This is a genomic window from Nocardia mangyaensis, from assembly GCF_001886715.1.
GTDB lineage: Bacteria > Actinomycetota > Actinomycetes > Mycobacteriales > Mycobacteriaceae > Nocardia > Nocardia mangyaensis.
Genome location: NZ_CP018082.1, coordinates 751,840 through 765,815, shown reverse-complemented (window position 1 = coordinate 765,815; position 13,976 = coordinate 751,840). Strand labels below are relative to the sequence as shown.

At 66.5% G+C, this 13,976-nt stretch carries 17 protein-coding genes, 1 tRNA gene and 1 pseudogene; 7 read left to right on the top strand and 12 right to left on the bottom strand.

Features of this window, described 5'->3' with window-relative positions; genetic code table 11:
• Window positions 1-7 precede the first annotated feature (7 nt).
• Window positions 8-400, top strand: coding sequence for an SCO5389 family protein (locus tag BOX37_RS03620; RefSeq protein WP_071926395.1), 393 nt, complete (start codon window positions 8-10; stop codon window positions 398-400).
• A 130-nt stretch (window positions 401-530) separates the two neighbouring features.
• On the opposite strand, the gene BOX37_RS03615 is transcribed toward BOX37_RS03620, so the two are convergent.
• The 3 genes from BOX37_RS03615 to BOX37_RS03605 form a co-directional block, all read right to left on the bottom strand.
• On the bottom strand, window positions 531-2,168 hold the full coding sequence (locus tag BOX37_RS03615; RefSeq protein WP_071926394.1) for a long-chain fatty acid--CoA ligase: 1,638 nt from the start codon (window positions 2,166-2,168) through the stop codon (window positions 531-533).
• Between the two features lie 112 nt (window positions 2,169-2,280).
• Window positions 2,281-2,661, bottom strand: coding sequence for an ArsR/SmtB family transcription factor (locus BOX37_RS03610; protein ID WP_071926393.1), 381 nt, complete (start codon window positions 2,659-2,661; stop codon window positions 2,281-2,283).
• Between the two features lie 100 nt (window positions 2,662-2,761).
• A complete protein-coding gene (locus BOX37_RS03605; RefSeq protein WP_071926392.1) occupies window positions 2,762-3,361 on the bottom strand; it encodes a TetR/AcrR family transcriptional regulator in 600 nt (199 codons plus the stop codon).
• 71 nt (window positions 3,362-3,432) lie between these two features.
• Here BOX37_RS03605 and BOX37_RS03600 point away from each other — a divergent pair, with 71 nt between their 5' ends.
• Together BOX37_RS03600 and BOX37_RS03595 are read left to right on the top strand one after the other, a co-directional pair.
• The gene (locus BOX37_RS03600; RefSeq protein ID WP_071926391.1) at window positions 3,433-4,572 is read left to right on the top strand and encodes an acyl-CoA dehydrogenase family protein; all 1,140 of its coding nucleotides are present in this window, start codon (window positions 3,433-3,435) and stop codon (window positions 4,570-4,572) included.
• 99 nt (window positions 4,573-4,671) lie between these two features.
• Window positions 4,672-5,418, top strand: coding sequence for a hypothetical protein (locus tag BOX37_RS03595; RefSeq protein ID WP_071926390.1), 747 nt, complete (start codon window positions 4,672-4,674; stop codon window positions 5,416-5,418).
• 41 nt (window positions 5,419-5,459) lie between these two features.
• On the opposite strand, the gene BOX37_RS03590 is transcribed toward BOX37_RS03595, so the two are convergent.
• Genes BOX37_RS03590 through BOX37_RS03580 form a run of 3 tightly spaced genes read right to left on the bottom strand, consistent with a single transcriptional unit; the run spans window position 5,460 to window position 6,825 of the window.
• Entirely contained in the window at window positions 5,460-5,855 is a 396-nt protein-coding gene (locus BOX37_RS03590) for a PIN domain-containing protein (RefSeq protein WP_240505193.1), read from the bottom strand.
• Window positions 5,856-5,877: 22 nt separating this feature from the next.
• Window positions 5,878-6,132: a type II toxin-antitoxin system Phd/YefM family antitoxin gene (locus tag BOX37_RS03585; protein ID WP_071926388.1), complete on the bottom strand. Its 255-nt coding sequence runs from the start codon at window positions 6,130-6,132 to the stop codon at window positions 5,878-5,880.
• Between the two features lie 60 nt (window positions 6,133-6,192).
• A complete protein-coding gene (locus BOX37_RS03580; protein ID WP_156910254.1) occupies window positions 6,193-6,825 on the bottom strand; it encodes a hypothetical protein in 633 nt (210 codons plus the stop codon).
• 242 nt (window positions 6,826-7,067) lie between these two features.
• On the opposite strand from BOX37_RS03580, the gene BOX37_RS03575 reads away from it, so the two are divergent.
• Window positions 7,068-7,143: transfer RNA gene (locus tag BOX37_RS03575), tRNA-Arg, on the top strand.
• Window positions 7,144-7,156: 13 nt separating this feature from the next.
• On the opposite strand, the pseudogene BOX37_RS03570 reads toward BOX37_RS03575, so the two are convergent.
• The 3 genes and pseudogenes from BOX37_RS03570 to BOX37_RS33660 all read right to left on the bottom strand — a co-directional run.
• Window positions 7,157-7,432: pseudogene (locus tag BOX37_RS03570) on the bottom strand (tyrosine-type recombinase/integrase); the annotation flags it as partial.
• Window positions 7,433-7,694: 262 nt separating this feature from the next.
• A complete protein-coding gene (locus BOX37_RS03565; RefSeq protein ID WP_071926386.1) occupies window positions 7,695-8,090 on the bottom strand; it encodes a VOC family protein in 396 nt (131 codons plus the stop codon).
• A gap of 295 nt (window positions 8,091-8,385) precedes the next feature.
• The gene (locus BOX37_RS33660; protein ID WP_156910253.1) at window positions 8,386-8,592 is read right to left on the bottom strand and encodes a hypothetical protein; all 207 of its coding nucleotides are present in this window, start codon (window positions 8,590-8,592) and stop codon (window positions 8,386-8,388) included.
• Window positions 8,593-8,736: 144 nt separating this feature from the next.
• On the opposite strand from BOX37_RS33660, the gene BOX37_RS03555 reads away from it, so the two are divergent.
• Window positions 8,737-9,141, top strand: a complete 405-nt coding sequence (locus tag BOX37_RS03555) for an NUDIX hydrolase (protein ID WP_240505192.1) — start codon at window positions 8,737-8,739, stop codon at window positions 9,139-9,141.
• Window positions 9,142-9,200: 59 nt separating this feature from the next.
• On the opposite strand, the gene BOX37_RS03550 is transcribed toward BOX37_RS03555, so the two are convergent.
• The 3 genes from BOX37_RS03550 to BOX37_RS03540 are packed head-to-tail and all read right to left on the bottom strand — an operon-like array spanning window position 9,201 to window position 11,692.
• Entirely contained in the window at window positions 9,201-9,854 is a 654-nt protein-coding gene (locus BOX37_RS03550; protein WP_071926383.1) for a hypothetical protein, read from the bottom strand.
• 9 nt (window positions 9,855-9,863) lie between these two features.
• Window positions 9,864-11,009, bottom strand: a complete 1,146-nt coding sequence (locus BOX37_RS03545; protein ID WP_071926382.1) for a radical SAM protein — start codon at window positions 11,007-11,009, stop codon at window positions 9,864-9,866.
• A complete protein-coding gene (locus BOX37_RS03540; protein ID WP_071926381.1) occupies window positions 11,006-11,692 on the bottom strand; it encodes a hypothetical protein in 687 nt (228 codons plus the stop codon). Before BOX37_RS03540 ends, BOX37_RS03545 begins: the two co-directional genes overlap by 4 nt.
• Window positions 11,693-11,927: 235 nt before the next feature.
• Between BOX37_RS03540 and BOX37_RS03535 the strand changes: the two genes are divergently transcribed.
• Both BOX37_RS03535 and BOX37_RS03530 read left to right on the top strand, forming a co-directional pair.
• The gene (locus tag BOX37_RS03535) at window positions 11,928-13,358 is read left to right on the top strand and encodes a helix-turn-helix domain-containing protein (RefSeq protein ID WP_156910252.1); all 1,431 of its coding nucleotides are present in this window, start codon (window positions 11,928-11,930) and stop codon (window positions 13,356-13,358) included.
• 38 nt (window positions 13,359-13,396) lie between these two features.
• Window positions 13,397-13,891, top strand: a complete 495-nt coding sequence (locus tag BOX37_RS03530) for a flavoprotein (protein WP_071926379.1) — start codon at window positions 13,397-13,399, stop codon at window positions 13,889-13,891.
• The last annotated feature ends 85 nt before the right edge of the window (window positions 13,892-13,976 follow it).

The following is a 13,976-nucleotide window of genomic DNA, read 5'->3' as shown; positions in this document are numbered from 1 at the left end:
GAGCGCCATGTCCCTCGAGGTTTCCGCAGCGCTGCTCGAACGTGCCGAACAGGGCGATATCGACGATGCCGAGTTCGTCGAATGTGTCCGCACCTCGCTGCCCTACGCGTGGGAGGTCGTGAGCCGGGTGGCCGCCGATCTGCGGGCCGGTGACGAGGAATACGCCGACAACCGGGTGCCGCCGCCGGACGAGGTGGCTCGCGGCCAGCTGCTGCGCGCCCTGGCCTCCGATGCCATTCGCGGTGGTCTGGAACGGCATTTCGGCGTGAAGCTGGCCTTCCAGAACTGCCACCGCGTCGCGGCCTTCCCGCTGTCGTCGGTCGGCGGCGAGACCTACTCGCGCTACATCAGCCCGCGCGCCCAGCTCCTCAACCAGAGCCCGGAACTCCGGAACTGTTGAGCCACAGCGTTTCTCCTCGACAACTGAATACCGACAACTGCATCGCACAACAGAATCCGACAATCGAACAAACAACTGAATGACGAAGGCGGGCATGGAAGAAGTTCCACGCCCGCCTTTCGTTCCGGGATCAGCCCAGGGTGACGATTTCCAGCTCGCCCTCGGCGTACTGCGCGCGCAGGCGCTTCTTGTCGAACTTGCCGACGCTGGTCTTGGGCACCTCGGCGATGAAGGTCCAGCGCTCCGGCAGCTGCCACTTGGCGAACTTGTCGGCCAGGAACTCGCGCAGCTCACCGGCCTCGGCGGCAGCGCCCTCGGCCAGCACGATCGCGACCAGCGGGCGCTCGTCCCACTTCTCGTCCGGCACGCCGATGACGGCGGCCTCGGCGACGGCCACGTGGCCCATCACCGCGTTCTCCAGATCCACCGAGGAGATCCACTCGCCGCCGGACTTGATGACGTCCTTGGAGCGGTCGACCAGGGTGAGGTAGCCGTTGGGGCTGATCTTGCCGACGTCGCCGGTGCGCAGCCAGCCGTCGTCGAACTTGTCCGGGTCGATCTCGGCGCCGGTGGGCGAGTAGTAGGAGCCGGTGATCCAGGCGCCGCGCACCTCGAGCTCGCCGAGGGACTCGCCGTCGTTGGGGACGACCTTGCCGTCGTCACCGACCAGGCGCGCCTCGACGTTGGCCGGGAAGCGGCCTTGGGTGTAGCGGTACTCCCAAGCTTCCTCACCCTCGGTGCCGGCCGGTGCGTGCGCGACGCTGCCCAGCGGGGAGGTCTCGGTCATGCCCCACGCGTGCAGGATGCGCACGCCGTGCTTCTCCTCGAACGCGCGCATCATCGACGGCGGCACCGCGGAACCACCGACGACGGCGGTGCGCAGATGCGAGATGTCCTGCGGCTGAGCGGCCAGCGCGGCCAGCACGCCACCCCAGATGGTGGGCACGGCGGCGGCGAAGGTGGGCTTCTCGGCAGCCATCATCTCCAGCAGCGGGCCCGGCTGCAGGAAGCGGTCCGGCATCAGGATGTTCGCGCCCGACATCAGCGCCGCGTAGGGCAGGCCCCAGGCGTTGGCGTGGAACAGCGGCACGATGGCGAGCACGTAGTCCGAGCCCTGGAAGCCCATGCCGTTGGGCGAGTTCACCTGCATGGCGTGCAGCCAGTTGGAGCGGTGCGAGTAGACGACGCCCTTCGGGTCGCCGGTGGTGCCGGAGGTGTAACACATCGCCGCGGCGGAGCGCTCGTCGACGACCGGGAAGTCGTAGTCGGCGGACTCGGCGTCGAGCAGCTCGCGGTAGGCGTGCACGGTCACGCCCTCGGGGGCGGTGAGCGCGGCGGGGTCACCGTTGACCACGATCACGTGCCGCACGGTCTTCAGGTTCGGTAGGTACTGCGCGAACAACGGGAGCAGGGTGCCGTCGACCAGCACCACCTTGTCCTCGGCGTGGTTGGCGACGAACACCAGCTGCTCGGGGAACAGCCGGATGTTGAGCGCGTGCAGCACCGCGCCCATCGCGGGCACCGCGATGTAGGCGACCATGTGCTCGTTGTTGTTCCACATGAAGGTGCCGACGCGGTCACCTTCGTCGATCCCGAGCCCGCGCAGCGCGTTGGCCAACCGCGCGGAGTCGGCGCCGAGCTCGCGGTAGGTCATGGTGCGCACGCCGTCACCGGTCCAGGTGGACACGGTCGAATCGCCCTGGAATGTGGCGGCATAGTTGAGCAGTTTGGCCAGTGAGAGCTGGTCGTCCTGCATGGTGCTCAGCATCGGTGCTCCTTCAAGTCCCTGCCGTGACATGAGTCACGCCAACGGCGATGTTACCGAAAAGTATGGCCTCGTCGACTGTTTCCTCAGACAACATTCCTGCTGGTCGTTGTGCTCACCGTGGACTAGACGGTCGGTTGTGCGGCGGCTCGGCATCGGGCCCCCTATGGTGCGCGGGCACACCGGGACCCGCATGTTCGGCGTTGTGAACAGCGTCGACGACGAGGCGCCGGACGTGGTCATTGTCGAGCGAGTAGTAGATCGTGGTGCCCTCGCGGCGGGTGCGGACCAGGCGGGCCATGCGCAGTTTCGCCAGGTGCTGAGAGACCGAGGGGCCCGGCTTGCCGACTCGGTTCGCCAGTTCGTTGACCGACAATTCCTCGTCGGCCAGCGCCCACAGGACCTGGACGCGGGTCGGATCCGCGAGCATGCGGAACACCTCGACCACCAGGCCGACTTGATCCTCGTCCAGGGGCAGGCGGCCATCTGCGTTCATGCGCAGATAATAGGCCGACGGGACACGGCGATGCCGACCCCGCGACAGCGTGCGGGCCACCGACCGAGGCGGTCCGGAGCACGGGATTCGCCGGGCCGGATCAGCGCAGCGCGGACTCCGCGAGGGCTGTCCAGTCGGCCAGCACCTGCTTGCGACGCACCCGATCGCGCCCGACCATCTCGTCCAGGGTGGCGCCACGGACCAGGTTGATGGTGAGCCAGAACGTACTCTCCAGCCGATCACGGGCGATGTGGGCGTCGATCAGCTCGGCACAGCGATCGAGCAGTTCCACCGTGAGATCGTGCTGCACGCGCAGCATCTCGCGGCGCAGCGGCGGGTCGTTGGCGATGCCGACATACAGCTCCACCGCCGCGCGCCCGAGTCCACCGGCGAAGGTGGCGGTGACCAACTGGACCAGCACGGCACCGGCGGGGGTGTCCTCGGGCAGCGTTCTCGCCTTGCGCTGCATGGCTTCTCGCTGCCGCTCGGTGAGGTGCCCGATCGCCTGCGCGAAAAGCTCGTTGCGCGTGTGGAACTGGTGCAGCTGCGCGCCGCGGGTCACCCCCGCGCGAGCGGTGATGTCGGCGATCGAGGCGCCCGCGTAGCCGACCTCGGCCAGGCTCTCGATCGCGGCGTCGAGCAGCAGCGTCCGCGTTCGCAGACTCTTCTCCTGATGCTTGTTCGGTGGGAGCTCGGGCATCGGGCCAGTATACGACCGGAAAATTCCGTGCTTCCTTGCACGCAATTCAGTGCGGGACGTACTGTGACCCCATGGCTGTTGACCGGATGCTGCCCACCGACGAAGCACGCGAGCTGATCGAGCTGACCCGCGACATCGCCGACAAGGTGCTCGAGCCGCGCGTCGCCGAGTCCGAGAAGACCGGCGTCTTCCCCGACGGCGTGTTCCCGGCACTGGGCGCGGCCGGGCTGCTGAGCCTGCCGTACCCGGAGGAGTTCGGCGGCGGCGCGCAGCCCTACGAGGTCTATCTGCAAGTTCTCGAGGAACTGGCGAGCCGCTGGGCGGCCGTCGCCGTCGCGGTGAGCGTGCACGGACTGTCGTGCCATCCGCTGTTCACCTACGGCACCGACGAGCAGAAACAGCAGTGGCTGGCCGGAATGCTCTCGGGGGAAACCATCGGCGCCTACAGCCTGTCCGAGGCGCACGCGGGTTCCGACGCCGCCGCCCTGCGCTGCCGCGCGACCCCCGTCGACGGCGGCTACCAGCTCAACGGCACCAAGGCCTGGATCACCAACGGCGGCCGCGCCGACTTCTACGCCCTGTTCGCGCGCACCGGCGAGGGCTCGCGCGGCATCTCCTGCTTCCTGGTCCCCGCCGACACCGCCGGCCTGAGCTTCGGCAAACCCGAGGAGAAGATGGGCCTGCGTGGCATCCCCACCACCACCGCCGCCTACGACGACGCCTTCCTGCCCGCCGAACGCCGCGTCGGCGAGGAGGGCCAGGGCCTGTCGATCGCGTTCAGCGCGCTCGACGCGGGCCGGCTCGGCATCGCCGCCGTCGCCACCGGCCTGGCCCAGCGCGCCCTCGACGAGGCCGTCGCCTACGCCAAGGAGCGGGAAGCCTTCGGCCGCAAGATCATCGATCACCAGGGCTTGGGCTTCGTGCTCGCCGACATGGCCGCCGCGGTCGACACCGCCCGCGCCACCTACCTCGACGCGGCCCGCCGTCGCGATGCCGGGCTCGCCTATTCACGCCAGGCCAGCGTCGCCAAGCTGGTCGCCACCGATGCCGCGATGAAGGTGACCACCGACGCGGTGCAGGTCTTCGGCGGCTACGGCTACACCCAGGATTTCCCGGTGGAGCGCTACATGCGCGAGGCCAAGATCATGCAGATCTTCGAAGGCACCAACCAGATCCAGCGCCTGGTGATCGCCCGCCACCTCGCCGGATGAGCTATCCGGCAACGCGCTGATCATCACGGTTCAGTGCGATCGGGCAACCGATCAGTAAACTGGACAGCATCTCGAAACCTCGAACGGAAGAGGTGCGCGATGTTGTGGTGGTTGATCGCGATCGTCATCGTGTCGGTGGCCGCGTTGCTGTACCTGCGCGCCGAACAGAACAAGCGTGACGCGCGCGATCTCGAGCAGGCCCAGGCCGAGGCGAGGGTGACGATCGAACGGCTCGGCGGGCAGGTCTATCAGCTCTCACCCCGCAACGAGGCCGCCCGCCAGGCACTGGCCGACGCCTCCGAGCGCTACAACGCCGCGGGCGGCCAGATCGACCGAGCCACCTCCGCCGGGCAGGCGCACCTGGCCAAGCAGTCGGCCCTGGAGGGCCTCTATTACATCCGCGCCGCCCGCGTCGCGATGGACATGGACCCCGGACCACCGATCCCCGCCCTCGACGGCCAGGAGATCGCCGGCCAGGTCGACCGGCAACGGATCGTCGAACACAACGGCCGCCGCATCGCCGCCTCCCCCGCCCCCTCCGCGGGCACCCCCAACTACTTCCCCGGCGGCCGTGTCGCCGGTCGCCCCGTCCCCGCCGGCTGGTACTCCGAACCCTGGTGGAAACCCGCCCTGATCGCCGGCGCCTGGGGCGCGGGCTCGGCCCTGCTGTTCGCCAGCCTCTTCACCGGCATGGCCGGCGTCGGCTACACCGCCCAGGCCTTCGAGAACGGCACCGGCGAGGACTCCCTCGGCCAGGGCGACGAAGGGGAAGGCACCGACGGTTCCTGGGATGGCGACCCCGGCCTCGACGACCACGGTTTCGACGGCGGATTCGACGGGTTCTGAATCGACCCACCCATCACCGAACCGATGTGATCGGAAGATCGTCAGCTCACCGGGACCGGTACCACAGTCAATACGGGTTCGAGCCCGGTGAAATCAGCGACATTGCTGGTGTAGAGCGGGAGATCGTTGACAGAGGCAATGGCCGCGATCATCAGATCGAACTTGCGCGGCTTCGGATTTCGCCCCGCAGCCACCACCAGCTTCGCCATCGATGTGAAGCGCCGGGCAGCGGCGCTGCACAGCGGCAGCGCGTCGAAAGCGTGCTCGACCTCCGACATCCGCTCAGAGCGCAACGCCAACTCCGTTGGAGTTGCGGAAAGGGCGATGCCGATACCCAATTCCGCGAGGGTGACGGTGCTGATCCGGGAACGCACCGGCAGGTGATCATCATCAACGCGGGCGAGGTCGATGAGGACACCGGTATCGAGCAGGCCCACCGGATTCCGGTACCCGGATTCCTCAGTCATCGAGTCGATCAGCCCCGAAAGCAGCGTCGATCTCCGCGCGTTCCTCAGCGGCGGTGGCCGCCCCAGCGAACCGGGCGAACCGCGCCTTGAGATCTGACGTCACCACATCACGCTGGGGCTGAATCGGGCGCAGCTCCCCGACCGGTCGCCCGTTGCGAGTGATGATGAAGTCGTCACCCGCTTCCAGCGCGTCCATGACGCCTGCGCTGCCATTTCGCAGCTCGGCTTGGGTAATAGTCCTGGTCACTTCACCATCATAGCGCTCGACGCTATGTGATGCTATCAGCTAGATTCGACTGCTCCTGGTTCAGCTGGGCGATCGACATTCGGGGAGTTCGGCGATCTCGCGGCGCACCTGTTTGGAGGCGGGGAGGGATTCGGCGATGAAACGGATGCGGGGGTTCTCGGTTTCGATCTGGCGGGCAGAGGCCGAGAGGAGTTCTCGGGCGACCGCGCGGAGCCGCTCGGTGTCGGCCAAGTCGGTGCGGGCCATGTCGGCGGAGCGGGCGTGGTCGGCCTGGTGGAGGCCGTCGAACAGAGCTACCAATTCGCCCTGGGCGGAACGCCATTCGTCGGCCAGGACATTCGGGATCGGCAGGCCGTCGACCGCGGTGCGCGCGGTGTCGGCCGCGGCGGCGCGAGTGGCCAGGATCGCGACCGCCGACTCGCGGTAACGGTCCGGGGTGAGCGCACCGGTCTCGTGTTCGTCGGTTCGGAGGTCGGCACGGTAGCGGGTCTGCAAGGCGCAAATGGACCGATAGAAGGTGAGCATGTCGGTCTGAGTGTTCGCGTCGGCACCCTCGAGCGCGGCGGTACGCGCCACGGCATCCTGATCGGCGCGCTCCGACAACGCCGAATCCGGATCGACCATCCCGCCGTCGACAGCGCACCCCACCAGACCGAAGCCCAACGCCAACGCCAGCACCAGCGCCCTCACCATCGACGCACACCGAGCCGCTCAACCATGACCACGCACTCCTCACAAGAAGGCAGAACCGTCATCATTCGCACGAGCACCCACAGGGGGCGGAAACCAACCAACGCTAGAACACCGATCCCCCAGCACGAACACCCACCCCCATTTCACCTTCCGTGTCGCCCCCAACCCGGTCCGTGCCCCCAACCCCCACCCCACGCTATACTCACCTCGGCCAGCCGAGCCCCACGAACAGCTGGTCCCCCGCCTTCGTAGCTCAGGGGATAGAGCACCGCTCTCCTAAAGCGGGTGTCGCAGGTTCGAATCCTGCCGAGGGCACCATACTTTCCGCAGGTCAGGCGACTTTCTTGCCGTCACCGTTCGACCCTTCCGCCTGTTCCGTACGCAGTTTGTCCGCAGTAGCGGCAAACCCCTTGCGGGCCGAGTCGAGCTTGGTGGCCACGTCGTCGAGGTCATCGTCGAACAGGTCCGAGTAGAAATCCAGCGTGGTGCTCGGCTTGTCATGTCCCAGCATCCGTTGTAGCGCCAGCACCGATGCGCCCTCAGACACCGCCAGTGAGGCCGCAGTGTGCCGGAGCTCGTGCGGTGTGAGTCCTTCCAGTCCGGCAGCCTACGCACGCTCCGGTCGCGGGCGCGTCGGCACGTCGGCACGTCGGCACGTCGGCGACGAGCACGCGCTATCAGCAGACGCCGGAGCTCCGGAAAGCTCACCACAGCATCGACTCCGAGCAGTGGACGAGGCCAACGAGCGCCAGGCCGCTCACCAGGTACGACGAATTGCTGAACGGAAATCGGTACATCACCGCCTGGACGATGAGCACCAAATACGCAGGTCAGAGGATTCCAGTATTGACTAGGCCGCGGGCCAGTGGTTACTCAAGGTCGGTGGGCGGTGGTGCGGTTGGGCTGGACACATCGACCAGGACACCGTTGGGGTCGATGACCAGCATCCGCCGTTGGCCGTAGAACAGATCTTTCGGTTCCTCGGCGATGGGCACGGACAGGTCTTTAGCCCGCGCGAAGACCGATTCCACATCGTCGACCACAATCGTGATGTAGGAACCCGACGCCGCGCCACGGGCCTGTTCGGGCACCAGTTCGTGGTCGCGCGCCATGATGCCGATGGTTGCCCCGGAGTCGTTCGCGCGCAGTTGCACGAACCAGTCGCTGTCGAAGCTGACTTGAAAGCCCAATAGATCTACATAGAAGTCTCGCGTCGTCGAAAGTTGGTCGCTACAGATATTCACGAAGCTCTGCGAGATCGTCATGTCGCGAGGCTACTGCCGCGTCAAGCAACCGGTCGCGGGCGCGATCAACTCGACACCCGGTTACCGCGGTGAGGCTGGTGGAAACCCGTGGGTCGAGTTGGCTCCTCATGGCACGCATCGACAGCGTTGAACCGGACAACCTACCCGCTCAGACCCTGTCGACTGGTTCGTCTACACGGGTCGGCTGTCCTCGTGATGCGAGGTCAGCGATCACGGCGCTGAGTTCGAGGTATGTCGGGAGCCCGATGATCCGATATCGGTGTGGACGCAGTCCCGCGAATCGGTGGTGTCCATCTCACTCCTCGACATGGTGGCGACCGGAGTTCGTCGCGAAGTCCTGACGGTGGTAGCCGACTCGCTGGTATTCGGGGAGGCGGGCATCGCGACGGCCGTGCCTGGCTGCCGCACCGAAAGTGATGATCGCGCGGAAGTTTTCGGGGGTCTGGCTGGGGACAACGAGGAGCTGACCTTCGCTGCGATGGAGGGTGACTTGGTGCGACATGAGGTCTCCGATTCCGATACGGCGGACCAGTAGTACATGGGCCGCCGATGGCTTATGGTCGTGCTCGCGTTCATGTCGAGCGCATCGAGAGAGAGGTAAGAAATGGCTGTGGCCAGCACTGAAAGGCACACCCTCATCGGTGATGTGCACCTGCTGCTCACCGACGACCAGGGGAGGATCCTGTTCGGCCGGCGAGCTGGCACCGGGTACGCCGATGGCGCCTTCCACCCGCCCTCGGGCCATCTCGAGGCCGAGGAGTCGGTGGTCGAGGCGCTGCGACGTGAAGCCGCCGAGGAGATCGGTGTGCAGATCGCGCCCGAGGACGTCGAGTTCGCGCACATCATGCACAACAGCTCGTCCGGCGGGCGCGTCGCGTTCTTCTTCCAGGTCCGGCAGTGGGAGGGCGAACCGACGAACATGGAACCCGACAAGTGTGATGCGCTGGAGTGGTTCGCCGCCGACGCGCTGCCAGCGGACATGATCCCCTACTGCCGGGAAGCGCTGGGCCACATCTCCTCCGGCACGTCGCTGTCGCTGTTCGGCTGGTGACAGGTGAAGGTGGGGACCGTGACCTCTCTCTCACCGGTCCCCACCGTCGTTGAACCTCGTCAGATGAGCTGCCACTCATCGAGCGAGGCGATCAGTTCCTCGAGGCGCTGCGGGGACATACGTTTCTCCGCAGCGTCTTCGAGGGATTCCCTCGTGGCCCCGTATTGCCACCAGGACTTGCCGTTCTTGGCGTCCATGACCAGGAATCGGTCCTTGATGGCAGGGCCGCGCAGCACCAGCGACACGGTGCCGGGTTCGGCGACCACGGCGTGAACAGCGCTGTGGTGCAGCGCGTAACTGGCCCCGACTCGTTCCTGGCGCACGTGCACCGCGCGCAGGCTCGAAACGTCGATCTCGGTATCGAGTTCGACGTCGCCGTAGAGCCGGTGCCGGTATTCGCCACGCAGGATGTGGCTGGCGTAGGTCCAGCGGTGGTTGTGCGGGCGATCGTGGTAGCCGGGCCCGAAGATGTGCAGGCGCAACCGGATCCCGGATTCGAGGTCGTCGTGCAGGACGATCTTGTCGAGAATGTCGTAGTGCTCGCACAGTGCGGCGAGATCGGGGTTGTCGGGCAGCGTGGCCAACTCGCGGCGCAGCAGATACTTCTGGGCGGCGAGCAGTTCGAAGGACTTGCGGGTGGCCGACTCGACAGCCTCCACGTCGTTCCAGTCGAGCGAGCGCAGCGGTTCGATGACGGTTTCCATGGTGTGCATTCGTGTCTCCTATTCGGGTTTCGCGCTGGATTTCCACAGTCGGCAGACCGGCACGATGTCCGGGTAGGCCGAGCACGACGAAGCCCCCATGACCAGCGCCTCGGCCGGGCAGCCACCCATGCACGCCGATTCCTTGCAGCCGCCGCAGGCGCTGCCAACGAGAGGCTTGGTGAACAGCTCGAACTCGTTGATCTCGCTGTCGCGGTTGAGCAGGACCTGGCCGTCGCGCATCTTTGCGTAGTAGGTGTCGGTATCGAAGAGGTAGCTGCACACGTAGCAGCGGCCGTCGGGGAAGATCGAGATCCGGTCGAGCGTGCGGCCGATGCAGCCCTGATAGCCCTCTCCGGCATAGCGGTCCATCTGGTCCCGGCGGGCGTAGGTGGGCTGGAACCACACCCGTGACTTGTACTGCGGCGCAACCTGTTCGAGCCGGTCGCAGAAGCTGACCCATTCGAGCGGGTTCATCGCCATGTCGGCATTGCCGTGGCCGGTGCCGATGGTGGAGAACACATGGAACTTGACCAGACTCGCGCCGATGTCGTCGGCGATGTCGAGCAGGCGCAGAACATCACCCTCGTTGGCTTTGTTGACCGTGCAGATGATGCGGGTGTCGAACCCGCGCTCGCACAGTTCGGCGCTGGTCTGCATCGCCTGGTCGAAGGTGCCCTCGCCGCGGACCGCGTCGTGGGTGGCGGGGCTGCCGCCGTCCAGGCTGACCTGGACGTAGTCGAAGTCGGATGGTGTCAGCTGGGCGAACTTGCGGCGGGCGATGGCCTGGGCGTTGGTGGTGGTGATGACGTGGCTGTAGCCGATGGTCCTGGCCGCGCGGATGGCGTCGATGTACCAGGGGTGCAGAGTCGGCTCACCACCGAGGATGGTGAGCTTGTCGCCACCGAGCTGCCGCCAGGTGGTGAGAGTGTCGACGATCTGCTGCGGGGTCATCTTCAACGCCCGCTCGAGCCGTTCGCCCATGTAGCAGTGCTCGCACCGCAACTGGCACGCCTCGGTGATGTAGAGGTAGACGTTGCGGAACCGGCCATAGGAGACCTTGTCGACACGATGCGGTTCGCGCTGCCCGGCGTTGCGCGGCATCCGGGCGTGGCCGTAGGTGTCGGGCCGGAAAGTCGGGACTCCCAGAGGGGTTGTGCTGGTCATGCGGTGGTGCTCCTCACGATGAGCAGGGGCTCGACGATTCGTGCGAGGGTCGCGGCGTCGTCGGCGGCGTCGACGGAGTTGGTGGGGATGCCCGCGCGGTCGAACGCGATACGCACGTCCTCGACCGTGTCGTCGTGGCGTCGGGTGCGGGCGGCGAACAGTGACGGAGCGTCGCCTCGCCGCGGGTGCAGCAGTGAGCCACAATTCCCGCAGATCCATCCGCCGAACGTCGATGCGGAGGCGGGCAGGCGCGGATCGGCGGCCGGATCGCGTTCACATCGGTGGCAGACTCGACGTGCTCGCGCCCTCTTGCGTCTGGCCGGCGCGTCGAGCACGAGCTCGATCGGCTCGACGGCACAGCCAGGTGCGAGCTCCCGCGCTATCCCGAGCAGCGCCTCGACCTGCTGGCCGGTGCCGGGATAGTTGTCCAGGAGCACCGTGTGGATCCGGGAGTCCGTGGCCACGGTGCTCAGATACAGGCGCACCGCCGGATTGACGACGTCATCGTCGATCCAGCCGAGGTCTCGCGGGCCGTGGCTGGCGGTCTGCCTGACCACCTCGGGCGGCACGTGTTCGCGCAATCTGAACACGTGCCGGTCGGGACTCTTGCCCAGCGCTAGCGTGAGCGTTGTCTTTCCGGACGCCGGTGGCCCGAGGATCGGCACCAACAGTGATAGCGCCATGTCGCCCCTTCCGCAGGATTGATATCGGACACACCGACGATCGCCGCGTCGAGCACGAATTGGCTATACACACAACGAGTCTCGGGAATTCCGGTGTATGCAGAAGGTGCATATGGGCTGGGTAGAGCCGGTGGTACCGTCGGAAAAACCGTTGGGGACGGCCATGATCGCGGAAGCGGGGCGGATGATGCGGACGACCAACAATGCGCGCGAATGCCCGATGTGCGGGACTCGGATGTCCCGATTCAACACCGGCACGGCGTGCAGTAGCTGCGCGCGAGAAGAACCCGCTGTCGGCGCACCGGGGATGCCCGCCGAGTTCTGGGCCAGCGATCACATGCGCGACGCCTTGGCCTCATGGCACATGGGCCGGGTGATCTTCGCCTTCCGCACCCACCCCATGCACAAGTCCCCGATCACCCAACTCGACGTCGCGAACTGGCTCGACATGTCCCAGGCGACCCTGAGCCGGATCGAGTCCCGCGAAGCTCCCGAGAAGATGTCCAAGCTGGTCCAATGGGCAACAGCTCTGCACATCCCCGAGGAACTGCTGTGGTTCCGGCTCCCCCGGCAAAACGCAGCAACCGAGGTCGACCGTCGACAGCTGCTCGTCCTCGCGGCAGCGGCCGTCGCCTCGGCCACCACCGAGGACATCCTCCCCAGCAGCAGCCCGGCCACCGACGACTTCGACACCTCGGTGCCCGCCATCGAAACAGCATTCTGGGCAGCGGGCAACATCGGAAACGATCAGCCGGTCCGCGAGATCGGCGAACTCGTCGCGCTCGCCCGACGCATCACCAAATTCCAAATGGCCTGCGAATACACGAAACTCGGCCCCTTGCTGGCACCGGCGATCACCGATCTGTACCGCCAAGCCCACAGCGGAAAGCCCCGAGACCGCCGCGCCGCGTGGGATGCGTTGGCCCAGGTCGCTTCCGAGACCTCGGTGGCACTGCGCGCACGCGGCTACTTCGCGGTCGCCTGGTCAGCCGCGCAAGCAGCCGAATCCGCTGCCAAACGCATCGACAGCAGACAAGGCATCGCCTCGGGCGCCTACGTACGCAGCCAGGTACTTCTCGCCCGACCCGAGTCCCTCAAGGCTGCCCTGGACTGCGCCGTGCACACCGCCGCCCAGGTCGGACCCGACGCAACCACCGCCCCCGAGATACAAACAGTCGGAATGCTCCACCTCCAAGCCTCTCTGGTCACCGCCACCATGGGTGGCAGCCCCCACGATCACCTCACCCAGGCCGCCGAGTACGCGGCACAGCTCGACCGCTCGACCGTCGACGACCCCACCACGATCGTCGGCAACATCTCCTTCGGCTCGGCCAACGTGGCGTTGTGGAACATGACCGTCGCCATGGAAGAAGACTCACCGGAACGAGTGCTCGATCTCGCCCACCGCCTCGACCCTCGATCGTTGCCGACCGTCGGCCGCGCCGCCCAGTACTTCGTAGAGGTGGGGCGTGCCGCCGCAGCCCGCGACGACCACACCATGTCCCTTGACGCGCTGTTGCGGGCGGAGCGCATCGCCCCTCAACAGGTCCGCAACATGGACACGGTGCAGGAACTGGTGGGCCACATGATGATCAAGGCCGGACGCGACCTCGTCACCGGCGACCTCGGCAAACTCGCTTCCCGGGTCGGTGCCGTGGCGCTGTAGGCGAAGACGCATCACCCGTCGCCTGCCATGATGGAGGCATGGGTGAGCGCACTAGAGTTCTGTACGCGATCGTGACGGGAGCCGGTGGGGCAGGGGACGTCGGGGAACTTGTTACCCTCGCGCAGGCAGACGGTTGGGACGTGTGTGTTCTGGCCTCCCCCAACGGCGCTCGATTCATCGATGCCGAAGCGCTCGCGGCTCAGACCGGGCATCCCGTTCGGTCGGAGTTCAAGGTCCCCGGCACCAAAGACCTGCTTCCGCCGCCCGACGCGGTCATCGCCGCGCCGCTGACAACAAGTTCCATGGCGAAATGGGCTGCGGGGATCGGCGACACTTTGCCACTGGCGCTGCTAGTCGAAACGGTCGGAGCCGGGCTACCAGTCGTAGCGGTTCCGCACGGACGAGCAGCCCAATTCCAGTTCCCGCCAGTCGCTGCCGCGCTGTCCAACCTCACCGACTGGGGCGTGCGCTTCATCCGGGTCAACGAAGGCGAACCGGTGCCGTGGGCGACAGCTCTGAAAAGCCTTGACTGACCATGTCCAACATCGAAAGGTCGGGCGCCACGCAGCCTGGCCATGCACTCACATTGGCGCATGTACTTGTACACCGCGACCCTAT